The sequence below is a fragment of the Faecalibacterium sp. BIOML-A1 genome, from assembly GCF_009679715.1.
In the GTDB taxonomy this organism is placed as follows: Bacteria; Bacillota; Clostridia; order Oscillospirales; family Ruminococcaceae; genus Faecalibacterium; species Faecalibacterium taiwanense.
On record NZ_WKZJ01000010.1, the window covers coordinates 122,889 to 145,896 of the forward strand.

Genomic DNA, 23,008 nt, shown 5'->3' on the forward strand with positions numbered 1-23,008 from the left:
TACCAAACGGTTTTAGCGCATAAAGCTCCCCCCCTTCGGGGGAGCTGGCGCGATAGCGCCTGAGAGGGTTTATTCCTCCGGCAATCTAGCCACCAGCAGGGTGAAAATAATCAGGCCCACACAGGGCACGATGTTGGAAGCCATACCAGCGGCAAGGCCAGCCTTTTCGGCTACGATACCAATGATCCACGGCATGAGGATGGCACCGCTGGATGCCACCGGCAGCATGATACCCATGCTGGTCACGCTGGTCATGCGGCCCGCGCTGGCCACAGCGGTGGGGTTCAGACCTGCCATCGAGAATGCAAATGCAAACAGCAGCGCAATGGCCATGCCCTGCGTGTCGGCCCGCACCAGCAGCACGTAGAAGAAGGTGCACAGCACGCTCATGCCCACCATGGCCTTGCGCGGGTTCTTGAACGGGAACACGAACGCGATCAGCAGACGGGCCACCAGCGTGGCACCCCACATGACCGTGACGGTGTAAGCCGCCAGTGTACCCGCAATGATGCCGCTGCCCTTGAAGTAAGTGACCATCCAGCCGTTGACGCTCTGCTCTGCAGCGTTCTGGAAGAACAAAAGGCCGGTCAGCATCCAGAACCGTGCCGAACGCAGAAAGCTCCAGTCAATGGCCTGCTTTTCCTTGGCATTCTTGGCCTTGCCGCCGCCCAGCGGGGTAAAGGCATATACCAGCCACAGTACAAGTCCCAGTGCCGCCAGCAGGAACACCGCCAGCTCAGTGCTCACCTTCGCCGCTGCCGCAATGAGGAAGGGGCACAGCAGCGCACCGCAGGCGTAGCAGCTGTGCATCAGGTTCATGCCGCGGGTGCGGTCGGCAGAGTGATCGCTGACCAGAATAGTGCAGGTGTTGATAACACTGCCCTTGGCAATGCCCACCACAAAGAAAGCCACTGCCAGCAGGATCTCTACACCGGTCAGGCCCATGATGCCGTAGCCCACCGCATAGCCGATGGTGAGCAGCAGCACACTGGGCTTCATGCCCAGTACACTGGGCAGCATACCGATGAGCAGGCCTGCCAGCAGATTACCCACACTCATAAGTGAGAGCAGGGTGCCGGTCATGCCGTAGGCAAAGCCGTAGCGCTCCTGCAACAGGCTGACCACCACGCCCGCACTGATGGCACAGATGCCACTGAAGAAGAAAGTAAGAAAGCCTGTATTCCGCAGGCGTGCAGACTGTTGTTCCATAATCGTCCTCTTTCTGTGAAAATATCCTCCTTCTATTTAACCATAATTCCGCATCATTGCAACCGGATTTTCTTACAAAAAGTTGCAAAAAGCCCGCCGGGTTCGGACGATTTAAAATGCCCTCCGCTTGCGCTCTGGGCATCTTCAGCGGAAAATTCATTTTTAATTTCGCGTTTGGAGCGACCGCATTTGCGCAGCAATGAAAGCCCCAGTGGGGCTTTTAAGCGGCAGAGCGGTCTGCGTAAGCAGATGGAGGGGCGTTGCCCCGACAAGCTCTGCGGAGCGCTCCAAACGCTTTTTCACGAGAGGGGCTGTGACGGGAAAATGCATCTCATCTCTGCGACCTTTCTTGTGAAAATGGTAGAACGGAACGCCCGCAGGCGTTCCGTTCTACCGAAATCTAGAAGAATATTTCCTTGAATTATGCACAGAGCAACGCAGAGGGCATTTCCAATCATTTTCTATGCAAAAAGCCCGCCGGGCATCGCTGCACGGCGGGCTTTGGTTTACAGTTTACTCTGCCTTGGTCTCGGGCTTTGCCTCAGCAGCGGCTTCCGGCTTTGCTGCGGGAGCAGCAGCGGGAGCGGCGGGCTTCACCACGGGCTTCGGGGGATTGGGGTCATCCTTCAGCGGGAAGAGGATGATGTGCTTGGGGCACTTCTGGGCACACATGCCGCAGCCCTTGCACTTGTCGTAGTCGATGCGGGCCACGCCGTCCACCACGTGGATAGCGTCGAACTTACAGGTGCGCTCGCACATACCGCAGGCAATGCAGGAGGTGGTGCAGGCCTTCATGGCCACAGGACCCTTGTCCTTGTTGGAGCACATGACCACCGGCTTGCGCGGGCCGCCCACGTCGATCATAATGACCTGCTTGGGGCAGATGTTTGCGCAGGCACCGCAGCCGGTGCACTTGTCCTTGTCCACCTTGGCAACACCGTCCACAATGTGGATGGCATCGAACTTACACACCTTGGTGCAGTCGCCCAGACCAACGCAGGCAAAGGAGCAGGTCTTGGGGCCGCCGTACAGTGCAGCAGCGGCTGCACAGGTCTGGATGCCCTTGTAATCATAAGCAGGCTTGCAGTGCTCGGAATTGCCCTGGCACTGGACAACCGCCTTCTTTTCCACAGCGCTGGCCGTGCCGCCCATGATCTTGGCAATGGCAGCGGCAGCCTTGGGGCCGCCGGGTGCGCACTTGTCGCAGGGCACGCCGTCCATGACCACAGCCTTTGCGTAGTCCGCACAGCCTGCGTAGCCGCAGCCGCCGCAGTTTGCACCGGCAAGGCAGTTGGTAACTTCTTCAATGCGGGGGTCTTCCTCCACCGCCATGAACTTGGACGCTGCGACCAGAACGATCGCGCCGACTGCGCCCACGATGGTACACAGGATAACAGCAGATACAATATTCATAATCCTGTTCCTCCCTTACAGCGTGACATTGAACAGGTTTTCGACGATGCCGCCGAAGCCCATGAAGGACAGGCTGGTGATTGCTGCTGCGATCAGGGTGATGGGCAGGCCCTTGAAGGGTGCCGGGGGATCGCAGGCTTCCACGCGCTTGCGCACGCCGCTGAACATGACCATGGCCAGCATGAAGCCGCAGCCTGCGCCGATGGCACACACCAGAGCCTCAATGTAAGCAACACCGAAGCCCATAGCAGCCACATCTGCGCCGTAGTCGCCCACGACCAGAATGGTGACCGCCAGAACACAGCAGTTGGTGGTGATCAGGGGCAGATAAACGCCCAGAGAGTTATACAGTGCAACCACGTACTTCTTGAGGAAGATCTCGATGAACTGCACCAGAACAGCAATGACCAGAATGAACACGATGGTCTGCAGGTAGCTCAGACCAGCCGGGTCCAGAATGAAGATCTGGATGGGGAAGGTAACGGCCGTTGCCATGAACATAACGAAGATGACGGCGCCGGACATACCAACCGCAGAATCCAGCTTTTTGGAAACGCCCAGGAACGGGCAGATACCGTAGAACTTCACCAGCACGTAGTTGTTGACCAGGATCATGCTGAAGAAGATCGCAGCGAGTTTTACTAACATCTTATTCTGCCTCCTTCTTCAGGTTATCAAGGTCGCAGCAGCTCTTGCGCTCGATGCGGGCATCCAGCTTGCCTTCCAGCCACACACAGCCGGCCATCAACAGGCCAAAGCAGAAGAATGCGCCGGGAGCCTGCGTCATGATGGAGACCTTGGCAACGCTTTCCGGGATCACCTGGAAGCCCAGCCATGTGCCGCTGCCCAGGATCTCACGGATGGATGCCATCAGGGTAGCGGTGAGGGTGTAGCCAACGCCCATGCCCACGCCGTCCAGTGCGGAGTCCACGATGCTGTTCTTGCAGGCGAACATCTCGGCACGGCCCAGAATGATACAGTTGACAACGATCAGGGGCAGGAACACGCCCAGAGCGTTGTACAGGCTTTCCATGTAAGCCTGCATGAACATCTGAACGATGGTCACGAAGCTTGCGATAATGACGATGTAGCAGGGCAGATGCACCTTGCCGGGGATCACCTTGCGCAGCAGGGAGATCATGATATTGGAGCACACCAGCACGAAGGTGAAGGCGGCACCCATGCCCAGAGCGCTGGAAACTGCAGTGGTAACTGCCAGAATGGAGCAGGTACCCAGAACCAGACGCAGAACGGGGTTTTCTTTGATAATGCCGTTGGTAAGGATGCTTACCTTGGACTTATTTTCTTGTGCCATTTCTTACCAACCTCCTTTACGCCAGCTCGTTGTAGCAGTTGACACAGTCATTGATGGCAGCAAACAGTGCGGTGGAGGAGATGGTTGCGCCGCTGTAGGCGTCGTAATCCTGATTCATCACAATGTTCTGGGTGCCGTCCATGCCGTCGAACTGCGCCAGGAAGTCGTCACTGCTCACGTTGGAGCCGATGCCCTTGGTCTGGGTGGAAGCGTCCACCCAGATGCCGGTCTCGGCGCCGTTGGCGTCGAAGCCCATGATGACGGTCAGGATACCGCCGTCAAAGCCCTTTTCCTCGGCCTTGATCGCAGTGCTGCCGTCCGGAGCCTTGACCACGCCGGTGATGCCGGCGGTGGTGTAATCGGTCACTTCTTCCAGCTCGCTGGCATCCGAAACGGAGGGCAGCACGCCGACATAAGCGGCCAGAGTGGTGCGCTTGGTGTTCTCGGCAATGACCGGGGCGGTCATACCGTTCACCAGTGCCAGCAGCAGGCTGGCGATCAGGGAGATAACGCTCAGCACAACAATGGGCTTGATGGTGCTCTCCCAGTTGGAAGACTTACTCATTTGCCAGCACCCTCCTTTGCTTTCTTTGCAGGCTTGATGTAGCCATACGGGGTCTGACGGGTCAGATCGTTGATGTAGGGAACCCACAGGTTCATGAACAGCAGTGCGAAGGACACGCCCTCGGTGTAGCTGCCCCAGTAACGGATGGCAAAGGTGACGATGCCCAGTGCCACGCCGTACACCAGCTTGCCCTTCAGGGTGAAGGGGCTGGTAACGTAGTCGGTAGCCATGAACACAGCACCGAACAGCAGGCCGCCGCTCAGCACGGCAACCAGAGCCTCGTGCACACTGTGGGTAGCAATGAGGTAGAACACGAACATGCTGCCGACGTAAGAAGCCGGGATGGCGATGCTGATGGTCTTGGTGGCCACCAGATAAATCAGGCCCAGCACGATGGCCAGTGCGCAGGTCTCGCCCAGCACACCGCCGTGGATGCCCATGAACAGATCCAGCAGGCTCAGCTTGGACTTATCGGCCACAGCCAGCGGGGTAGCGCTGGACAGCTGATCCACCGCTGCATCCGGGAACACCCACTTGTTCATGGAACCGGCAAAGCTGATGAACAGCACGATACGGCCCACCAGAGCGGGGTTGGCAAAGTTCATGCCGATGCCGCCGAACAGCTGCTTGACGATGACGATGGCCACCAGATCACCGATGATGAGCTGGCCGATGGGCATGCCCACGGGCACGTTCATGGCCAGAATGATGCCGGTAACGACGGCGGACAGGTCGCTGATGGGGTTGGGCTTCTTGAGCAGCTTGCAGTACAGCCACTCAAAAGCCACACAGGCCACCACGGACACGGCTGTTACCAGCAGTGCACGCATACCAAAAATGATGGCAGAGGCCACCACGCAGGGGCACAGGGCGACGATCACGTTGGCCATCAGGCTCTGGGTGGTCTCTTCGCTGCGCACATGCGGGGAAGCCGAAACAATAAGCTTCGTATCCATTACTTATTGCCTCCTTTTTTGATTTCACCAAGGTAGAACGCCTTTGCCAGACTCATCATCTGGGTAACAGGGCGCTTTGCCGGGCAGACGAACGAGCAGCTGCCGCAGTTGAAGCAGTAGTCTGCATGCAGCTTGCCCAGCTCCTGCACATCGCGTGCAGCGTATGCCTGATTGACCTCCACAGGCTCCAGACCCATGGGGCAGTACTCCACGCAGCGGCCGCAGCGGATGCAGGGATTCACCGGTGCAGGCTCTGCAGCGGCCTTGCTCAGGAAGATCAGGCCGGAGGTGGTCTTGGTGGTGGGGTAGCTCAGGTTCTCCACAGCGGGGCCCATCATGGCACCGCCGGCAACCACTTTGCCCAGCTCGCCCTTGACACCCGCAAAATCGATGATGTCCTGATAGGCAGTGCCCACGGGGACAACGATGTTCTGGGGCTTTGCGCAGGCATCGCCGTCCACGGTGATGGTGCGCTCGACCACCGGCATACCGGTAGCCAGATACTTGCCAAGGGTGGAGACGCTGGTCACGTTCATGACGATGGCGCCGGCATCTGCGGGCAGACCGCCGTGGGGCACTTCGCGGCCCAGACACTTTTCAATGAGGATCAGCTCTGCGCCGGTGCCGTAGACACTGGGCAGGGGCTTGACCTCGATGGTGCTGTCGCCATTGGTCTTTTTGCACAGCAGGTCGATGCACTCGGGCTTGTTGTTCTCAATGCCGATGACGCACTTCGGGATGCCGGTGTACTGCAACACGGCCTTGATGCCGCGGATGATATCATCGCTGCAGTTCAGCATCTCCTGCGTATCGCTGGTCAGCCACACTTCACACTCGGAAGCGTTGATCAGCAGGGTATCCACCTGCTGCTTGGGCTGCAGCTTTACGTCGGTCGGGAAGCCTGCGCCGCCCAGACCGACCAAACCGCACTCACGCACAGCCTTGAGGAAGCTGGCCTTATCGGTCACTTCCGGTGCCTTGACAGCCGGGTCCACGGTCTGTTTGCCATCGGTCTTGATGACGACAGAGTCGCACATGCGGCCATTGGACAGACGGAAGGGCTCCACCGCGGCAACCGTGCCGGAAACGCTGGAGTGGATGTTTGCAGAGACGAAGCCGCCAGCCTCGCCGATCTTTGTACCAACGAACACCTCGTCGCCCTTTTTGACCAGAGCTTTGGCGGGAGCGCCGATATGCTGGCTCATGAGGATGCGTACCTGCGCGGGCAGAGGCATCGGGATCGGTTTGCTTGCAGCAGTTGCCTTGTCATGCGGCGTATGCGCGCCAAGCGCCGCACGTTTCAGCTTGTTCAACATGGAATTCAAATCCCCCATTCTGCTTGAATTGCCGCCCCCACGCCCATGCAGGCGCACTGGTACAGGGACAGCAGCTGCTTAACATGTTTATTGTATCATTTTGGCGTGGGAAGTCAACGACAATGGCACAAAAATGATGTGTTTTCCTGAACTTTCTTTTCATTTTTTCGTGGTTATATACAACTAACCACCGTATTTTTCTTCCTGTATCCGGTGTTTGCCTTTGTATGCGGATTATGCTATACTAAGGGCAACCAAAAACTGCGGAACGTCCCCCGCTCCGCGCCAGACTTACCAAGGAGGCTTGAAACCATGAAAGTTCTCAAAGTGCTGCTCGCATTGCTCACCACGCTGGCCGTTGCCCTGACCGCCGCCCTGCTGCTTATTCAGGATAAAAACGCGCCCCGCTATATCCAGATCTACGAAAACGAGCAGTAACACCCGTCTTGCACAAAAAGCATCCCCCAGCCTGAACGGCAGCGCCGCACGGGCTGGGGGATTTGTGTTTTGCGGGGCAAAAAAGGCTGCCGCACAGCCTGTGTGCGGCAGCCCGGGGTGTATCAAGTTGTGCTCGTAGTATAGGTGAGCAGGATCAGGATATAGCTCTCATCGCCGATCTTGTGCGTAGCTGCACCGATCTCGACCTTATCATCATCACTGGGGTTGAACGTGCCGATGCCATCGCCATCAAAGTTTTCGAGGCTCGTGACCTGCCCCATCCACTCTATCTTCAGGAACTCGCCCATCATGCCGCTGCTCTTGAACTGAACGTCGTCGATCAGGTTGACCACGCAGGGCGTTTTTTCGGGGTCAATACCGGCTGCCTTTATAACAGCAGGATCCAGCAGCAGATCTTCGGCATCCTTGCCGTTGTTTGCCTCCTGCGCGGCGGCTGTATCGGCGGCTGCCAGCAGCGCTGCTGCCATTTCATCTGCCTTTTTGCTCTGGGTCACAGTTTTGCCAATGTCTGTTAACTTATCGATCGTTACTTTCAGCAGCTCGTTCTGCATGGTGTAGCTATTGCCGCCGCCGCAGCCTGCAATAAGTCTACCGGGGCAGCTGCTGCAGGCCGCATCTTGTAAATATACCGTTCCGGTCCTGGGGCATCCGTAAGGGCTGTCACAGCCCGGACGCTCTTATTTCATGAGCATAAGCACGTAGTTCTCACCGTCAAGCGTGCCGATGGCAAGACCAAACTCATATTTGCTTCCGATGTCAGGATCGCCGATTGCAAGATCAGCATTCTCCCGAAGCTGCTCTGCAAGACTAAAAGGCTTAAACTGATTCATGGTATCGCTAATGTAACTCGGAACGTACACCAAGGAGACCACATAAGCATCCTTTTCCGGGTCAATGCCGAACTTTTTCAGGAACGTCTCATCCTTCAGCAGATCCTGCAGATCCGGCCAATCTGCGCCTTCGTCCAAAGCAGCGATCTCGTTATTATACTCTGTCAGCAGCTTTGCCGCCAAGGCATCCAGGTCCTTGCTGTTCGTGGCCTGCTTGCCAAGCATAACAGCATTATCCGAGACCGCGTTCTTGACCTGCTGGGCAAGGTCTGTCTTGAAGCCGCCGCAGCCCACCATCATCAGTGCCAGAGCCGCCACCAGTACGGCAGCTGCCAGTTTCTTGAACAATTTCATGCTTCATGCCTCCTTCTTCGTCAGACACTATCCTATGCGGCCCAGACGTTTCCCAAGCCTGCTTTCCTTCATTTTACCGTCACTTTCGCCATTTTGTCAATGCACGGGTGCACCAAAATGCGGTAGGCTTTTTTGGCAATGTGCGCAAAAAAAGGCTGCCGCACAGTCTGTGCAGCAGCCTTTCGGGCTTAGTAATCGTTCTCGCAGCCCAGCAGGTATTTCATGTGCTCAAAGGTGCGGTCATGTCCAAGGTCGCGCACCATTTTCAGCAGCTCTTCCAGCAGGGCACGGGTCTCCGGGTGGAGCAGGTAGTGGGTCTTGCTGCGCTCGTAGTATTCCCACGGGGAAGCGTCCGTGTACTTGTCGCCCAGATAGATCTGGCTGGCGGCCACGCGGTCGCACACCATTTCGCACACATAGCGCAGGGGCATCTTCATGCCGGCAAGGCCCACCTTCCGGGTGCTGTAGTCGATCCAGTATTCCAGATGGTGCTTGTTGCGGCCCTTGTGGTGCAGCCACGCGGAGGAATAGCCCCGCGCCAGACGTTCCGCTTCGTTGGGGCTGTGGTCACCCTGATAATAGATGCAGCCCGGAATAAACTCGGTAGGGCTGTACTTGCTCAGGTCGTGGGCAAGGCCCTGCTCATAGAGCCCGCAGGCAAAGCAGTATTTCATCACCAGCAGCTTGTGCCGGGTGATGGTCTCAAAATGGCCCTTGATGTTCATGCTGTTATTTCCTCCACTGCACCGTGATACGTCCCTCTTTCAGCCCGCGCAGATCATTGCTTTCGGAAAAATCCTCCCGGTCCATGGTCAGGTTGGGGTTGTAGTAGGGGTCGTGCAGGATGTTCGCCTTGCCGTGCACAGCATACAGCCGCTGCTGCTCGGCGGCAAAGCGCCGGGCCTTCACCGGGTCTTTTTCGTCGCCGCCGCGGCTCTTGCTCTCGTAATGGGTCAGCTGAGCATAGGGTGTCCACGCAATGCGGTACCCTGCATCCCGCACCCGCAGACAGAAATCCACATCGTTGAAGGCCACCGCAAAGGCTTCGTCCAGACCGCCCACTTCGTCCCACACGCTGGTCTTTACCAGCAGGCAGGCACCGGTGACGGCGGAAAAGTCCTGCACCGTTGCAGCGCGGAACATGTAGCCGCTGCCGCCCGCCTTGCGGTATTTGTGGCTGTGGCCCGCGTAGCCGCCAAGGCCGGTCACAACGCCTGCATGCTGCAACGTCTCGTCCGGGTAAAGCAGCTCTGCGCCGCAGATGGCCGCGCCGCCGGGGTGAGCACACTGCCGCAAAAGCTCCGTGAGCCAATCCGCATTGCGCACCTCCACGTCGTTGTTCAGCAGCAGCAGGTAATCCCCGCTGGCGTACTGCCGGCCAAAGTTGTTGATGCCAGAAAAGTTGAAGCCCTTCTGCGGGTAGTTGACCACCTGCAGGCCGTCGTAGCGCTGCCGGGCTTCCTTATAATAGGTAAAGGTGGCCGGGTCGGTGGAGTTGTTCTCGATGACGATAACCTCAAAGTTCTCCCAGCTGGTTTTGGTCCAGATGCTGTGCAGGCACTTTTCCAGATCGTCGGTGTGGTCCTTGTTCGGGATGAGGATGCTCACCTTCGGGTCGCCCACGATATCCCACTTCACCCGGTAGGTACTGGGGAACAGGCCATCCTCCACGGTGCCGGTGCGTCCGGTGCGGGCCAGATGGTCGGCCAGCGCCTTTTTGGCTGCTGCCGCCACATAGGGCTTGGCATCGGTGCCGCCGGAGGTGGAGCCTGCGTGCACCCGCCAGTAGTACAGCACCTGCGGCACATGGGCCGCACCGCCGGTCTTTTCCACAAGGCGCAGGAACAGGTCGTGGTCCTGACTGCCGTCGCACTCCGGCCGCTCCCCGCCAATCTCATCCCACAGCGCCTTTTGGAACACCGCCAAGTGGCAGATGTAGTTGCAGCACAGCAGATAGTCCGGGGCGTAATCCGACTTGAAGTGGGCCACCATGGGCCGCTGGATGCTCTTGGAAAAGAGTGCTTCATCGCTGTAGAGGAAGCCGTCCGGCTCGCCCTGCGCCCGCAGCTGCAGAATGGCTTTGCCCATGGTGTACATGGCGTGGGGCGCAAGGATATCATCGTGGTCGGCAAGGGCCAGATATTCCCCTGTGGCAAGCTCTGCCGCAGCATTGGTGTTGGCCGCAATGCCCTTGTTTTCGATCTTTTTGTATACGATACGTTGATTCTTTGTCTGATATTCCTCCACGATGCGCTTCACATCGGCATGTTCTGCATCGGAAGCATCCGCAAGGCAGAGCTGACCGTTGGGGGCCGTCTGGTTCACAAAGGAATCCAGAAATTCCCGCAGATATTTTTCCGGCGTATTATACAGCGGGGTCAGGATGCTGATGGTGGGCAGGCCGCAGTCTGCCGCCGTTTTGTCGGCCATTTCAGCCCGCTGGGCTTCCAGCACCTTTTTGGCGGGCAGATAGCGGGCACGCTTGCCAAAGCAGCGGCGCTTGACAAAGCCCGCGCCCCGTTTGAGCATGGTGGGCAGGCCCTCGTCCCTCGTCAGCTGCACCGCATAGCCTGCCAGTTCTCTGGCACGTTTCAGTCGTACATTCATATCAGGCCTCGCCGCGCTGCGTTGCCTTGTAGGCCGCGCAGACCGTTGCCGTATCGCCATTCATTTTCAGGTGGCCGTGGCTCAGCCATGCCACCTTGCTGCACATGCGCTCGATCTGCTCAATGGAGTGAGACACCAGAATGACCGTGGTGCCGCCCGCCATCAGCTCCTGCATCCGCTTTTCGCACTTCTGCTGGAACAGGAAATCGCCCACCGAAAGCACCTCGTCCGCAATGAGGATATCGGGCTTGGTGATGGTGGCAATGGCAAAGCCGATGCGGGCCACCATGCCGGAGGAGTAGTTCTTGAGCGGCACATCCAGAAAGTTCTGCAGCTCGCTGAACTCCACGATCTCGTCAAACTTTTCGTCCAGATACTTGGGCGAGAAGCCCAGCACCGTGCCGTTCAGATAGATGTTCTCGCGGGCAGTCAGGTCCATATCAAAGCCCGCGCCCAGCTCGATGAGCGGGGCGATGGAGCCGCGGACCGTCACCTTGCCCTTGCTGGGCTTGTACACGCCCGCAATGGTCTTGAGCAGGGTGGACTTGCCCGAGCCGTTCAGACCCACAAGGCCGTAGAAATCACCGGGCATGATGTCCAGACTCACGTCCTTGAGGGCGTAAAATTCATCGTACTGCAGGCGGCCCTGCACCATGGCCAGAAAATACTCTTTCAGACTCTCATGCTTTTCCTTGGAGAGGTTGAAGCACATGGAAACATTGTCCACTTTGATGATCGGTTCCATTGTTCTTCCTCCTTAAATATGCAGCACAAAGCGGTCCTGCGTTTTGCGGAATACCCACACGCCCACCAGCATGGAAAGCACGGCGCAGCAGCCGCACACCGCGAACATGTTGAAATCCAGCGGGATGCCCCACATTACGGTACGGCGGAAGCCTGTGATGTACCAGTACATGGGATTCAGCTTGATGATCTGCTGCATGTTGAACCCGCCAATGGAAAAGGTCATCTGGGTGGGGTCGTAGAAGATGGCGGAAAAATACAGCAATGCGGTGATGAACACGCTCCAGATGTGCATGATATCCCGGAAGAACACGGTAGCCGCTGCCAGAAGCAGGCCCACGCCCAGACTGAAGAAGAACAGCGTCACCAGCGGGTAGACCGCCTCGATGAGGGTCAGGTGGAAGGGTGCACCGGTGAAGATCATCACCAGCAGCAGTGCCACAAAGCTGAACACGCAGTTCACCATGGCAAAGCAGCACTTTTCCAGCGGGAAGATATACTTGGGGATATACACCTTTTTGAGCAGGGGCGCAGCGCCCAGCACACTGCTCATGCCGGTGGAGGTGGCCTCGTTGAAGAAGTTGAACAGCAGCTGGCCGCACATCAGGAACACGGCAAAGTTGTCGATGCCGCTGCCGCGCATGTCCATCAGACTGCTGAACACGGCCCAGTACACAAGGCACATGAGCAGCGGGTTCAGAACGCTCCACACCACGCCCAGCACGCTGCGGCGGTATTTGAGCTTGAAGTCACGGCTGACGAGGTTCCACAGCAGATAGCGGTAGCACCAGAAGCCGTTCCACATTGCTTTGAATTTTGCCACAGGCGATCACCACTTTTCAAAATATTCAAACTTCTGTGCAGCAAAGGGCTCGTGCAGCTTGTCCTTTGCGCTGGTCTTGTGCTCGCAGCCGCAGTCCGGCCACTGCACGTTCACGGTGGGGTCATCGTAGGGGATGCCGCCCTCGCTGGTGGGGTCATACACATCGGTGCACTTGTAGCAGAACTCTGCCACATCGCTCAGCACCAGAAAACCGTGTGCAAAGCCCTCCGGGATGTAGAACATCTTCTTGTTCTCCTCGGAAAGGGTCACGCCCACCCACTTACCGAAGGTGGCGCTGTGGGGGCGGCAGTCCACGGCCACATCGAACACCTCGCCCTTGGTCACGCGCACCAGCTTGCCCTGCGTGTGGTTCTTCTGGAAGTGCAGGCCGCGCAGCACGCCGCGGGTGGAGCGGCTCTGGTTGTCCTGCACGAATTCCTTATCGATGCCGGCTTCGGCAAACTGATCCTTCTGATAGGTCTCCATAAAATAGCCGCGGTCGTCGCCGAACACCTGCGGCTCAATGACCACAACACCGGGGATCTCGGTCTGAGTAAACGTAAACTTGCCCATATTTTGTACCTCTCTTTTGTGAAGCATGTTTGTTTTATCTGGAAAAGTCTGTTCGACACAGGCTTTTGCGCTTATTTGCTGCGGCGGGTCTGTCCCTGTTCCGTGCGCGTTCTGCGGCGTTTCTTCCGCCAAGTGATGAACCGCACCACCAGAAAAGTCACCAGCGCTGCCGCTGCGGTGGACCCCAGCGAGATGCCCAGCAGCCAGAATGCATGGCTTTGGGGCTTTACCGCCTTGGCCGCTTCCAACTCCTGACCGGTGCTGTTCTCCAGCAGTTCAGGCAGGCCGGAAATTTCCGCATCCACACGCACGCTGGTGCTCTCCTGCTTTTCGCCGCCGTGGACGGTGTACACAGCGTACACCTCCGGGTCGGAGCCAAGGACATAGCTTTCCGGCAGTTCCAGCGTCACCTCCACATCGTCGGCAGTCAGGCCGTTGGCCAGCAGCAGCCGCACGCCGGGGTCGGAGACGGTCACGGTGCCAAGGCTCCCGCCGCCGCCCACCACGCTCAGCGGTGCTGTGATGCCCTGCGCGGGCAGGTCGGTGTAGCCGGTAAAGGTGCTGAAGGCGTAGTCCAGCAGGGTGCGCATATCGTTGTATTTATCGGTGCTCATCTCGCTCTGCATGGTCACGCAGATGAGCCGGACGCCGTTCTGCTCCGCCAGACAGGCGTAGCTGTAGCGGGCCGTGTTGGTATAGCCGAGCTTGGAACCCAGAATGGACGAGATGTAGTACCGGCTGGAGCCGATGCGCATTTTGTCCTGCTGGGAAAAGTAGCGGGTCACGGGCTGGATGTTGGTGGGGTCCATGGTGTACATCTCATTGCGGGTGAACACCTGCTCAAAGCCCGGCTGCTCCAGTGCCCAGCGCAGGATCTGCGCCATATCGTAGCAGCTGGTGTAGTGGTCCTCGTCGCTGATGCCGTGAGGGTTTGCAAAGTGGGTGTGCGCAAGGCCCAGCTCTTCTACCCGCGCATTCATCTTTGCCACGCCGTCCGCGATGGTGCCCTCTCCCACATATTCGGCCAGCAGGTTCGCGCCGTCGTTGGCGCTGGCCATCTGGGTGGCGTACAGCGCATCGGTCAGGGGCACTTCTTCGCCCTCGCGCAGGGCAATGTGACTGGAATCGGTGCCCGCCAGCGAGTAAACATCCTCGTGAGTCACGGTGAGCTTTATATCATCCCAGTTTCCCTGCGCCTTTTCGCAGGCAAGGCCCAGCGTCATCACCTTGGTGATGGATGCCGGGTGCAGCTCTTCGTTCATATTCTGCTGTGCCAGCACAAGGCCGGTGTCTGCATCGATGATGCAGTAAGCGCGGGTGGCACCAAGGGCAGGGCCAGCCGCCGCTGCCCCCGGCACAAACATACAGAACACAAGCAGCACAGCACACAGCGCTGCGGTCAGTTTTTTCATCTGGTTTTCTCCATCGAAGCTTATTCTGCCCGGCCGTACCGCACCGGCAAAGCATCAGATAATAGTATACCACACTTTGCCCCGGCTGAAAAGACATTCACGCGTCGTGATTTCCCAGAAGCACCGGCTGCAGCTGCCGCCCGGCCAGCGCAGCGTCCAGTGCAGCGGGCAGACGGGCAAAGTCCGCTTTCAGGCTGTTGGGCTTGTGGGTGTGGTCATCCTGCCCGTAGGGCACAAAATAGTAGTGCTTGCGCTGGTAGAGCCGGGCCATGTTCTCCCCCGATGCGCCCAGCCCGTCGTTTGTGGAAATGCCCACCAGAACCGGGCACCCCACCCGCAAAAGGCTTTTTGCCGCCAGCGTCACCGGCGTATCGGAAAGCCCCGCCGCCAGCCTTGCCAGCGTGGCCCCGGTGCAGGGCGCGATCACCAGTGCACTGGCCAGCTTTTTAGGGCCAAGCGGCTCCACGGCCTGCAACGTGTCCAACACTGCATGGCTGGTAAGGGCTTCCAGCCGTTCCTGCCAGAACTGCCCGGTGCCAAAGCGGGTATCCTGCTTTGCGGCAAAGCTCATGATGGGCAGCAGCTCCCAGCCCTGTTCTGTCAGCTGCTGCGCTGCCGCAAGCGCCGCTTCCAGTGTGCAGAAGCTGCCGCACACCGCAAATGCAATGCGTCCTTTTTTCTGCGTGCTCATGTGTGTTCCTCCCGCTCCCGCAAAATGGTCAGCACGGTGCGTGCCACCGCTTCCCCAGCCGTGTCCGGCGCACAGGCGGCGGGCAGGCTGAGCGCATGGATGGCCTTGCAGCCCAGCCGCTGCGCCGCAGCAAAGTCGGTGCCGCCGGGCTTTGATGCCAGATCTACGATCAGGCTGCCGGGCCGCAGAGCCGCCAGCACCGGCTCGGTCAGCACCGGGGCCGGGATGGTGTTCACCACCGTATCAAAGGCCGGAGCCAGCGCGGCCAGCCGGGCAAGCTCTGCACCCCGCAGACCAAGGCTCTCGGCCAGCGCACGCTGCTCGGCGCGCCGGGCACAGACAGTCACATTTGCCCCCAGTGCCGCCAGCCGCGCCCCCAGCGCCTGTCCCACCGGGCCAAAGCCCAGCAGCAAAAGGTTTGTGCCCCACAGGGTACGGGTGCGCTCGGCCAGCAGGATGCCAATGCAGCCCTCCGCCGTAGGGATGGCATTGTACACCGTCAGCTCCGGTCGGGCAAAGTAATCCACCAGCTCCACGCCAGCTTTCTGTGCGATGGCCTTTGCCTGAACTGAGAGCCTACCGCCCAGTGCCACCGCACCGGGCTTTGCGGCCCGCAGCAGCTCTGCCAGCGGGGTGCGGGCCGCATCCAGCGGCAGAGGCAGCAGGATATAATCTGCCAGTGCAACCTGTTCGGCTCCGCCCACCGCATAACCTGCCCGTTCCAGCACCCGGCCTGCCGCCGCCTGCCGGGCATCGGTGCCCACCACCACAAACAGCTTTTTCGCTTCCATGCCGCATCCCCCTTTGCCTGCTCGTGGGCCATCCTATGCAGGAGAAATATTTGTTGTGAAAAAACTCCTCCAGCTTTCGCCGGAGGAGTTTTTTATCACGATTATAGAATGCGCCGCCCTGACATCCCGGCACATCTTTTATTTTACGAACTTTGCCACAGCACGGGCTACGATGCCGCCCAGAATGCCGGAGACAAGGAACTCGGCCACGCCCTGCACGCCGACCAGCAGCACCACGAACATGAAGGGGTTCGCAGCACCCTTGACGGACACGAGGTTCTGCACGTAGTCACAGCCGTAGAAGGCCAGCACGATCCAGCCCATGAAGAACACCGTGTTCAGGAAGGGTGCGCTCATGGCGCTGAGGATGTAGCTCCAGGTGCCGGGCTTGTCAAAGCGCTTCAGGCCGCTGAAGATCAGGCCGCAGCACAGGCCCATCAACACGCGCATACCCACGCACAGGATAAAGGTGTTCACAGGGCTTACCTGAAACAGCGCACCCGTCATAGCGGAAGCACCGGTGATGGCATCGTAGAAGCTCACTGCGCCGAACACACCGCCCAGCAGTGCGCCCACAGCGGGGCCCATGGTGATGGCACCCACTGCAATGGGAAGGGTCAGGAAGCTCATGTACAGCGGGCCCACAGGCACACTGCCCAGACCCACCATCTTCATGACCAGCTCAATGGCAACCAGCAGCGCCACACGGGTAAGAGTTTTTGTATTTTTCATATTCAGTTTTCCTCCTGCTGCCGTTCCGCCCTATACGTCGGATACGGCGCAAACCTGCCCGCTCTATGCGGGTTTTAAAGTAAATATTCAAACAATTTGGAGCGCGTTTTTGTCAGGGCGTGTTCCAATGGGAAAGGCTTTTTCAGTGGTCGCACGGGAAGCGGATGCCCGCATTGCGGCGGGCCACCGTGAGCACACGGCTCACCGCGATGGTGGTATCCTGCATCCGGCCGCACAGCTCCTGATCTCCGCTCTCCAGCGCACGGGCAAAGGCTTCAAACTCTGCCGCCTGCCGGGGCCTGCCGCCATTCAGGTTATAGTGCTCTTCCTTGCCCTCGTTGGGGTGGAAGGTGATGCCGCCGCAGCAGTTGGCGGTGGACTTCTGCAGGATATAGCCCTTCGTGCCCTGAATGATGTACCGGGCCGGGGCCGCGCAGTCCTTGGCGGCGATGCTCACGGCCTTGAAGCCGCTGTAATCCATGGTCAGGATGCCGCTGGTGTCGATGCCGCGCTCTATGTTGGCGGTATATTTGGCCTGATTCGGCTCCCCGAACAGGCCCACGATGTAGCTTACATTATATACGCCAAGATCCATCAGGGCACCGCCGGCACAGGCCGGGTCAAAGGCAGGCTGTACATCGCCTGCACAGAAGGCATCGTACCGGCTGGAATACTGGCTGAAATTGCACTGTACCAGCTTCACGGTGCCAATGCGGGGCAGCAGCTCCCGGATCTTTGCGTAGTTTTCAAGGTACTGGGTGGTGATGGCTTCAAACAGGAACACCTTTTTGTGCCGTGCCAGATTTACCAGTTCTTCAGTCTGGGCCGCCGTGGGTGCCAGCGGCTTTTCCACAATAACATGTTTGCCTGCTTCCAGCGCCACGCGGGCATAGCGCACATGCTGCAGGTTCGGCACTGCAATGTACACCACATCCACCCACTGCAGCAGTTCCAGAAAATTGGTGGTGTGCTGCGGCACGCCGTACTGGCCGCAAAGGCTCCGAGCCAGCTCGGCGCTGCGCTCGGTGCTGCAGATGGCCTGCACCGTAAAAGGCGTGTGCTCTGCAAGCCATGGCAAAAATTCCCGCACGATCTTGCCCGTGCCAAGAATGCCTAATTTCATCTGATTTTTCTCCCCATCCTGTCGTTGGTCAGCCTACCAGCGCTTCCGGCTCGCGGCGGGTGCGCTTTTTGGGGTAGGTGCGCTGTTTTGCATGGCCGTGCTGGTTCTGTCGGCCATAGTGCCTGCCGCCGCCCGCACCGTGGTGCTGCGGCTGGGACGCATTGAGCTGGTACAAAAGGGCAAGTCCCTTCATCAGCAGCTCCGGGTCGTAGGTCAGCGGGTGGCGGCACAGCGGTGTCACATACTTTGCCAGCCCTCCTGTTACCACCAGAGTGGCCGGACGGCCAAGCTCTTCCTCAATGCGCTGCACCATGCCGTCAATGAGCACAGCCGTGCCCATCACGGAGCCGGACAGCATGCATTTTTCGGTGTTGGTGCCAATGGCGCTTTTGGGCGAGCCAAGATGCACCTGCGGCAGCTGGGCACAGCGGTCGCCCAGTGCCCGCAGCCCGGTGGAAAGCCCCGGGCAGATGACACCGCCCCGGAACACGCGGTTCTCGTCCACCACATTAAAGGTCGTGGCAGTGCCAAGGTCCACCGTGACCACCGGCAGCGGAAAATTTGCCGCCGCATAAGCCGCATCCACAAGGCGATCCTTGCCCACGGCGTGGGGTTCATCCACGCCCATGGTCAGTCCGGTTCGGATCTCCGGCGAAACGATGACCGGCTTCCTGCCCGTATAATGGCGGGCGCACTCAGCCAGTGCCCCGGTGATCTGGGGCACCACGCTGGTGAGCACAGCGCCCTCAAAGCGCATGGGGCGCTCAGGATGGCGGCGGTGCGCAAAAATTTTATCCATTTCGACACGATATTCTGCAGCCGTGCGGGTGCGCACCGTGTCCATGCGCGCCACAAAGCATACACGTCCGTCCCGAATGCCCCCAAGGGCGACGGTGGTGTTGCCTATATCAATGGCTAAGATCATAATTCTGTTTTCCTTTTTAAAGGTTTGAGTAACGGCAGGCCGGCATCTTATCCAGACGGCGGGCCGGTAGTTTCTCTGAGGACCGTCCGCTGGGGTGGGACCCTGTTGCCGTCAGGCAATAGGGCGGGCGATGGAATGGCCCGACTCGTGTCCGAAGAGAAAGCTGCCGGCACACCGACCCTAACGGGTTGTTCATCTATTCTTTGTCAAGCTGTATTTTACCGCATTTTGTCCCCAGTTACAAGCCTGTACAAAGATTTTGTTGTGCTGGCGGAACTTTTGCATTATACTAAGGTAAGAAATGTGGAAACAGTACGTTTTTGCAGGAGGTTTTACCAATGGATCTGAACGGAAAATGCGTCCTTCTGGGCGTAAGCGGCGGCATTGCCGCCTATAAAATGGCCAACGTGGCCAGCGCACTGCGCAAGCTGGGAGCCGATGTGGAGGTCATCATGACCAAAAATGCGACCCAGTTCATCACCCCTGTTACATTTGAAACGCTTACCGGCCACAAGTGCATGGTGGATACCTTTGACCGGGATTTCAAGTTTGAAGTCACCCACATCTCGCTGGCAAAAAAAGCCGATGTGATCCTTGTCGCCCCGGCCACTGCCAACGTCATCGCCAAGATGGCCCACGGCATCGCCGATGATATGCTCACCACCACAGTGTTGGCTGCAAAGTGCCCCAAGCTCGTTTCTCCGGCCATGAATACCGGAATGCTGGAGAACCCCATCACGCAGGATAATATCGCCACGCTGGAACGCTACGGCTTCACGGTGATCCCCTCCGAGAGCGGCGTGCTGGCCTGCAAGGATGTTGGCAGCGGCCGTCTGCCTAAGGAAGATGTGCTGATCGAGTATATCCTGCATGCCATTGCCCGGCCCAAAGATCTTGCCGGTCTGCGCATTGCCGTCACCGCCGGCCCCACGCAGGAGCCGCTGGACCCGGTGCGCTACCTCACCAACCATTCCACCGGCAAGATGGGCTATGCCCTTGCCCGTGCCGCCGCCATGCGCGGCGCGGATGTCACCCTTATCCACGGCGAGACTGCCCTGCAGCCGGTCAAGTTTACCACCGATGTGCCCGTGACCACTGCTCAGCAGATGTACGAAGCCGTCACCAGCCGCTTTGATGCTACGGATGTGCTCATTATGGCCGCTGCCGTGGCCGACTACCGCCCCGCTGCCGTGGCAAACGACAAGATCAAAAAAAAGGACGGCGACATGTCCATCCCTCTGGAACGCACGCCGGATATTCTGGGCACCATCGGCCCCAAAAAGACCCACCAGTTCCTGTGCGGTTTTTCCATGGAGACCCGCGATCTTGTGGAAAACTCCTCTGCAAAGCTGACCAAAAAGAATCTGGACATGGTGGTTGCCAACAACCTGAAAGTGGCCGGTGCCGGTTTTGGTGTGGACACCAATGTAGTCACCCTCATTACCCCGGACGGCACCCGTGAGCTGCCGCTGATGAGCAAGGCCGATGTGGCCGATGCCATTCTGGATGAAATTTTAAAACGCCGCTCCCAGTGAGAAAAAGTGGCTGTCGCATGTGCAACAGCCACTTTTTTATTTTTCCTTCCGCGCAAACACGATGCCAATGGTACCCGGGCCGGAATAGCCGCCGATGGTGGTGCCGATGTCTGTCTCGTGGCATTCCTTGAAGCTGCCGTATTTCTTCAGCCCCGCCTTCACTGCGTCCATGCAGCCGGGCTTCGGCTGGCAGGAGGAGATGAACACAAGGCTGTCCTCGATGTCGTCGCGTTCCACCAGACGGTCGGTGATGTACTTGCCCACGCAGATGGGCAGGCTGCCGCGGTATTTTTTGACTACCTTCAGTTCGCCGTCGATCACTTCCAGTGCGGGCTTGATGCCCAGCAGGTTTGCCCCGAAGGCCAGCACACCGGAGCAGCGGCCGCTCTTGGCCATAAAGTCCAGCCGGTCCAGTACAAAGCTCAGCTCTACCCGTTTGGCAAGGCTCTGCAGCCGCATCGTAATGTTGCGAGGGGGCAGGCCATCTGCAGCCCACTTGGCCGCTTTCAGCACCAGATAGCCCTGCCCGGTACAGATATTCTGGCTGTCCACCACATAGACATTCTCGAATTCGCCTGCCGCCAGCTTCGCATTCTGGAAGCAGGACGAAAGCTTGCTGCTGACCGAAATATGGATCACCGCATCGCACTCTTTGGCAAACGGCTCAAAAAATTCGGTATATTCCACCAGATTTGCGGCGGCGGATTTGGGCATTTTGCCGCCCGCATTCACATAGGCAAACACATCTTCCGGGTGGATCGTTACGCCGTCCAGATAGCTATCCTCGCCCATCAGAATGTGCATGGGCATCAGGGCAATGTCCCACTGTGCCAAAAGCTCTTCGGACAGGTCGCAGGTGCTGTCCGCTGTGATCTTGATTCTCACATTATTTCTCCTTTTATAAAACCGTTCTGCATCCTCTGTCGGCCGCACCGACGATCCCTTAAAAAATTGTCCTTTTCTATTTTACCACAGATGATTCAAAGTTGTTAAGTATTTTGTAAAGGCAAATGTAAATCTTTTATGAAGAAGTTCCCGGTTTCGGTTTTCTTGTACACTTATCACAAATTCCGAATTGGATTTATGGTTCTTTCCGAAAATTCGGGTTTACCTGTTTATTTTGTCCGCCAAAAATTATATAATAAGATGTATCCTAATAGAATGGATTGAATCGGTCTGCTCTGCGGCCGTTATTTATTTGGAGGTTGCCTTATATGTTCATGTACACCGATTACAACCAGCACCTGCTGGACAATGTAAAAAAGATCCACTTCATCGGCTGCGGCGGCAGCGGCATGTATCCGCTCATCCAGATCCTTGCCGCAAAAGGCTACGAGATTTCCGGCAGCGATGTGCTGGATGGCAGCATCATCCGCTACGAGCGTGAGATGGGTGTCAAGGTCAGCCTGGGTCACAGCGCCGATAATGTGATCGGCACCGACATGGTGGTCTACTCTGCCGCCATTTCCAAAGATAACGTGGAACTGAATGCCGCTGCCTCCTACGGCATCCCCACCATCGAGCGCAGCGTTCTGCTGGGTTATGTGAGCCGCCTGTACAAGCAGAGCATCTGCGTCTCCGGCACCCATGGCAAAACCACCACCACTTCCATGATTACCACTGCGCTGGAGTTGGCAGGCCGCGACCCGTCTGCCGTCATCGGCGGCAAGCTTCCGCTGATCAATGGCTACGGCAAGGCTGGCAAGGGCGACGATATCGTAATTGAGTCCTGTGAATTTGCCGAGACCTTCCTGAAACTGACCCCGTACCTGTCCGTTGTGCTGAACATCGACAACGACCATCTGGATTACTACGGCAGCATGGGCGAGCTGAAGTTCGCCTTCAAGCGCTTTGCCCTGATGACCAAGTTCATGATCTTTGCCAATGCGGACGACAAGAACACCATGGATGTCATGTACACGCTGGACCGCCGCGTGCGCACCTTTGGCATCCAGAACGACGGCGATTATCAGGCATTGAACGTGAACGAATACAAACCCGGCTTCTTTGAGTTCGACCTGAAGGAGTGGAACAAGGTCACCGGCCATATCCGTCTGGCTGTGCCCGGCTACCACAACATTTACAATGCGCTTGCCATGTGCGCCGTCTGCCGCTTCGTCGGTCTGACCGTGGAGCAGTGCGCCGATGCAGCCCTGAACTTCAAGGGTGCCGGCCGCCGCTTTGAGGTCTACGGCGAGTGTAACGGTGCTTTGGTCGTGGACGATTATGCCCATCACCCCACCGAGCTGCGCGCTACCCTGACCACGGCCAAGGAGATGGGCTACAAGCGTCTGATCGCCGTCCACCAGCCGTTTACATACAGCCGCACCAAGCTGCTGTTCAACGACTTTGTGGATGTGCTCAAGATCCCCGACATCACGGTGCTCACTCCCATCATGGGCAGCCGTGAGCCCAACGATCCCACCATTACCAGTGCAAAACTGGCCGCTCAGATCCCCGGCTCTGTTCTGGTGAACAGTCTGGAGGAGGCCGCCGAGTGGGTCAAGCAGAACGCCCGGGAGGGCGATCTGGTCATCACCCTCGGCTGCGGCGACATCTACAAGGCCAGCAAGATGATGGTGGCTGAGCAGCCGTAATTTTCGCTTATCACAGCAGACAGCCCGGTGCGAAAGGG

The 23,008-nt window shown here is 58.2% G+C and carries 24 protein-coding genes; 3 read left to right on the forward strand and 21 right to left on the reverse strand.

Annotation, left to right across the window (positions count from 1 at the left end; translation table 11 throughout):
• Positions 1-69: 69 nt before the first annotated feature.
• The 7 genes from GKG36_RS11270 to rsxC all read right to left on the reverse strand — a co-directional run bounded on the left by GKG36_RS11270 (position 70) and on the right by rsxC (position 6,792).
• Positions 70-1,209 (reverse strand): MFS transporter, encoded by a 1,140-nt coding sequence (locus GKG36_RS11270; protein ID WP_154260762.1) that lies wholly within the window; start codon positions 1,207-1,209, stop codon positions 70-72.
• A 513-nt stretch (positions 1,210-1,722) separates the two neighbouring features.
• Positions 1,723-2,622 (reverse strand): RnfABCDGE type electron transport complex subunit B, encoded by a 900-nt coding sequence (locus GKG36_RS11275; protein ID WP_154260764.1) that lies wholly within the window; start codon positions 2,620-2,622, stop codon positions 1,723-1,725.
• Between the two features lie 15 nt (positions 2,623-2,637).
• The gene (locus tag GKG36_RS11280; RefSeq protein ID WP_005943888.1) at positions 2,638-3,270 is read right to left on the reverse strand and encodes an Rnf-Nqr domain containing protein; all 633 of its coding nucleotides are present in this window, start codon (positions 3,268-3,270) and stop codon (positions 2,638-2,640) included.
• 1 nt (position 3,271) lies between these two features.
• Positions 3,272-3,937, reverse strand: a complete 666-nt coding sequence (locus GKG36_RS11285; RefSeq protein ID WP_005943886.1) for an electron transport complex subunit E — start codon at positions 3,935-3,937, stop codon at positions 3,272-3,274.
• Between the two features lie 16 nt (positions 3,938-3,953).
• The gene (locus GKG36_RS11290; RefSeq protein ID WP_097777392.1) at positions 3,954-4,502 is read right to left on the reverse strand and encodes an FMN-binding protein; all 549 of its coding nucleotides are present in this window, start codon (positions 4,500-4,502) and stop codon (positions 3,954-3,956) included.
• Positions 4,499-5,458: an RnfABCDGE type electron transport complex subunit D gene (locus tag GKG36_RS11295; protein ID WP_097774296.1), complete on the reverse strand. Its 960-nt coding sequence runs from the start codon at positions 5,456-5,458 to the stop codon at positions 4,499-4,501. Before GKG36_RS11295 ends, GKG36_RS11290 begins: the two co-directional genes overlap by 4 nt.
• Positions 5,458-6,792: an electron transport complex subunit RsxC gene (rsxC, locus tag GKG36_RS11300; protein WP_097777390.1), complete on the reverse strand. Its 1,335-nt coding sequence runs from the start codon at positions 6,790-6,792 to the stop codon at positions 5,458-5,460. The genes GKG36_RS11295 and rsxC overlap by 1 nt, the downstream gene beginning before the upstream one ends.
• Positions 6,793-7,086: 294 nt before the next feature.
• Between rsxC and GKG36_RS14990 the strand changes: the two genes are divergently transcribed.
• Positions 7,087-7,212 (forward strand): hypothetical protein, encoded by a 126-nt coding sequence (locus GKG36_RS14990; protein WP_263287042.1) that lies wholly within the window; start codon positions 7,087-7,089, stop codon positions 7,210-7,212.
• 122 nt (positions 7,213-7,334) lie between these two features.
• Here the strand turns inward: GKG36_RS14990 and GKG36_RS11305 are convergent, their stop codons facing one another.
• The 13 genes from GKG36_RS11305 to GKG36_RS11365 all read right to left on the reverse strand — a co-directional run bounded on the left by GKG36_RS11305 (position 7,335) and on the right by GKG36_RS11365 (position 18,838).
• Complete coding sequence (locus GKG36_RS11305; protein WP_154260766.1) at positions 7,335-7,784, reverse strand: hypothetical protein; 450 nt, start codon at positions 7,782-7,784, stop codon at positions 7,335-7,337.
• A gap of 126 nt (positions 7,785-7,910) precedes the next feature.
• Positions 7,911-8,417, reverse strand: a complete 507-nt coding sequence (locus GKG36_RS11310) for a hypothetical protein (RefSeq protein ID WP_154260768.1) — start codon at positions 8,415-8,417, stop codon at positions 7,911-7,913.
• A 188-nt stretch (positions 8,418-8,605) separates the two neighbouring features.
• Positions 8,606-9,142 (reverse strand): DUF5662 family protein, encoded by a 537-nt coding sequence (locus GKG36_RS11315; protein ID WP_154260770.1) that lies wholly within the window; start codon positions 9,140-9,142, stop codon positions 8,606-8,608.
• A gap of 4 nt (positions 9,143-9,146) precedes the next feature.
• Positions 9,147-11,024, reverse strand: a complete 1,878-nt coding sequence (locus GKG36_RS11320; protein ID WP_154260772.1) for a glycosyltransferase family 2 protein — start codon at positions 11,022-11,024, stop codon at positions 9,147-9,149.
• Between the two features lies 1 nt (position 11,025).
• Positions 11,026-11,769, reverse strand: a complete 744-nt coding sequence (locus GKG36_RS11325) for an ABC transporter ATP-binding protein (RefSeq protein ID WP_005943870.1) — start codon at positions 11,767-11,769, stop codon at positions 11,026-11,028.
• Between the two features lie 12 nt (positions 11,770-11,781).
• Positions 11,782-12,591 carry an ABC transporter permease gene (locus GKG36_RS11330; RefSeq protein WP_223388262.1) on the reverse strand — a complete coding sequence of 270 codons (810 nt, stop codon included), beginning with the start codon at positions 12,589-12,591 and terminating at the stop codon, positions 11,782-11,784.
• Between the two features lie 6 nt (positions 12,592-12,597).
• Positions 12,598-13,164, reverse strand: a complete 567-nt coding sequence (gene rfbC, locus GKG36_RS11335) for a dTDP-4-dehydrorhamnose 3,5-epimerase (protein WP_044953950.1) — start codon at positions 13,162-13,164, stop codon at positions 12,598-12,600.
• 71 nt (positions 13,165-13,235) lie between these two features.
• Entirely contained in the window at positions 13,236-14,576 is a 1,341-nt protein-coding gene (locus GKG36_RS11340) for a serine hydrolase (RefSeq protein ID WP_154260774.1), read from the reverse strand.
• A gap of 97 nt (positions 14,577-14,673) precedes the next feature.
• Positions 14,674-15,267 (reverse strand): dipicolinate synthase subunit B, encoded by a 594-nt coding sequence (locus GKG36_RS11345; protein ID WP_154260776.1) that lies wholly within the window; start codon positions 15,265-15,267, stop codon positions 14,674-14,676.
• On the reverse strand, positions 15,264-16,058 hold the full coding sequence (locus GKG36_RS11350; protein ID WP_154260778.1) for an NAD(P)-dependent oxidoreductase: 795 nt from the start codon (positions 16,056-16,058) through the stop codon (positions 15,264-15,266). The genes GKG36_RS11345 and GKG36_RS11350 overlap by 4 nt, the downstream gene beginning before the upstream one ends.
• 138 nt (positions 16,059-16,196) lie before the next feature.
• Entirely contained in the window at positions 16,197-16,790 is a 594-nt protein-coding gene (locus tag GKG36_RS11355) for an ECF transporter S component (protein WP_005943857.1), read from the reverse strand.
• Positions 16,791-16,932: 142 nt separating this feature from the next.
• Complete coding sequence (locus tag GKG36_RS11360) at positions 16,933-17,913, reverse strand: Gfo/Idh/MocA family oxidoreductase (protein WP_154260780.1); 981 nt, start codon at positions 17,911-17,913, stop codon at positions 16,933-16,935.
• A 28-nt stretch (positions 17,914-17,941) separates the two neighbouring features.
• Positions 17,942-18,838: a type III pantothenate kinase gene (locus tag GKG36_RS11365; protein ID WP_154260782.1), complete on the reverse strand. Its 897-nt coding sequence runs from the start codon at positions 18,836-18,838 to the stop codon at positions 17,942-17,944.
• Positions 18,839-19,176: 338 nt separating this feature from the next.
• Here GKG36_RS11365 and coaBC point away from each other — a divergent pair, with 338 nt between their 5' ends.
• On the forward strand, positions 19,177-20,373 hold the full coding sequence (coaBC, locus tag GKG36_RS11370; RefSeq protein ID WP_097774290.1) for a bifunctional phosphopantothenoylcysteine decarboxylase/phosphopantothenate--cysteine ligase CoaBC: 1,197 nt from the start codon (positions 19,177-19,179) through the stop codon (positions 20,371-20,373).
• Between the two features lie 36 nt (positions 20,374-20,409).
• On the opposite strand, the gene GKG36_RS11375 is transcribed toward coaBC, so the two are convergent.
• Complete coding sequence (locus GKG36_RS11375) at positions 20,410-21,258, reverse strand: DegV family protein (protein ID WP_173012962.1); 849 nt, start codon at positions 21,256-21,258, stop codon at positions 20,410-20,412.
• Positions 21,259-21,587: 329 nt separating this feature from the next.
• Between GKG36_RS11375 and murC the strand changes: the two genes are divergently transcribed.
• Positions 21,588-22,970: a UDP-N-acetylmuramate--L-alanine ligase gene (gene murC, locus GKG36_RS11380; protein ID WP_154260784.1), complete on the forward strand. Its 1,383-nt coding sequence runs from the start codon at positions 21,588-21,590 to the stop codon at positions 22,968-22,970.
• Positions 22,971-23,008 lie beyond the last annotated feature (38 nt).

Bases quoted from the DNA above. Each gene is read 5' to 3' on its own strand.
- GKG36_RS11270 (WP_154260762.1), bottom strand. From the start codon at position 1,209: ATGGAACAACAGTCTGCACGCCTGCGGAATACAGGCTTTCTTACTTTC.
- GKG36_RS11275 (WP_154260764.1), bottom strand. From the start codon at position 2,622: ATGAATATTGTATCTGCTGTTATCCTGTGTACCATCGTGGGCGCAGTC.
- GKG36_RS11280 (WP_005943888.1), bottom strand. From the start codon at position 3,270: ATGTTAGTAAAACTCGCTGCGATCTTCTTCAGCATGATCCTGGTCAAC.
- GKG36_RS11285 (WP_005943886.1), bottom strand. From the start codon at position 3,937: ATGGCACAAGAAAATAAGTCCAAGGTAAGCATCCTTACCAACGGCATT.
- GKG36_RS11290 (WP_097777392.1), bottom strand. From the start codon at position 4,502: ATGAGTAAGTCTTCCAACTGGGAGAGCACCATCAAGCCCATTGTTGTG.
- GKG36_RS11295 (WP_097774296.1), bottom strand. From the start codon at position 5,458: ATGGATACGAAGCTTATTGTTTCGGCTTCCCCGCATGTGCGCAGCGAA.
- rsxC (WP_097777390.1), bottom strand. From the start codon at position 6,792: ATGGGGGATTTGAATTCCATGTTGAACAAGCTGAAACGTGCGGCGCTT.
- GKG36_RS14990 (WP_263287042.1), top strand. From the start codon at position 7,087: ATGAAAGTTCTCAAAGTGCTGCTCGCATTGCTCACCACGCTGGCCGTT.
- GKG36_RS11305 (WP_154260766.1), bottom strand. From the start codon at position 7,784: ATGCAGAACGAGCTGCTGAAAGTAACGATCGATAAGTTAACAGACATT.
- GKG36_RS11310 (WP_154260768.1), bottom strand. From the start codon at position 8,417: ATGAAATTGTTCAAGAAACTGGCAGCTGCCGTACTGGTGGCGGCTCTG.
- GKG36_RS11315 (WP_154260770.1), bottom strand. From the start codon at position 9,142: ATGAACATCAAGGGCCATTTTGAGACCATCACCCGGCACAAGCTGCTG.
- GKG36_RS11320 (WP_154260772.1), bottom strand. From the start codon at position 11,024: ATGAATGTACGACTGAAACGTGCCAGAGAACTGGCAGGCTATGCGGTG.
- GKG36_RS11325 (WP_005943870.1), bottom strand. From the start codon at position 11,769: ATGGAACCGATCATCAAAGTGGACAATGTTTCCATGTGCTTCAACCTC.
- rfbC (WP_044953950.1), bottom strand. From the start codon at position 13,164: ATGGGCAAGTTTACGTTTACTCAGACCGAGATCCCCGGTGTTGTGGTC.
- GKG36_RS11340 (WP_154260774.1), bottom strand. From the start codon at position 14,576: ATGAAAAAACTGACCGCAGCGCTGTGTGCTGTGCTGCTTGTGTTCTGT.
- GKG36_RS11345 (WP_154260776.1), bottom strand. From the start codon at position 15,267: ATGAGCACGCAGAAAAAAGGACGCATTGCATTTGCGGTGTGCGGCAGC.
- GKG36_RS11350 (WP_154260778.1), bottom strand. From the start codon at position 16,058: ATGGAAGCGAAAAAGCTGTTTGTGGTGGTGGGCACCGATGCCCGGCAG.
- GKG36_RS11355 (WP_005943857.1), bottom strand. From the start codon at position 16,790: ATGAAAAATACAAAAACTCTTACCCGTGTGGCGCTGCTGGTTGCCATT.
- GKG36_RS11360 (WP_154260780.1), bottom strand. From the start codon at position 17,913: ATGAAATTAGGCATTCTTGGCACGGGCAAGATCGTGCGGGAATTTTTG.
- GKG36_RS11365 (WP_154260782.1), bottom strand. From the start codon at position 18,838: ATGATCTTAGCCATTGATATAGGCAACACCACCGTCGCCCTTGGGGGC.
- coaBC (WP_097774290.1), top strand. From the start codon at position 19,177: ATGGATCTGAACGGAAAATGCGTCCTTCTGGGCGTAAGCGGCGGCATT.
- murC (WP_154260784.1), top strand. From the start codon at position 21,588: ATGTTCATGTACACCGATTACAACCAGCACCTGCTGGACAATGTAAAA.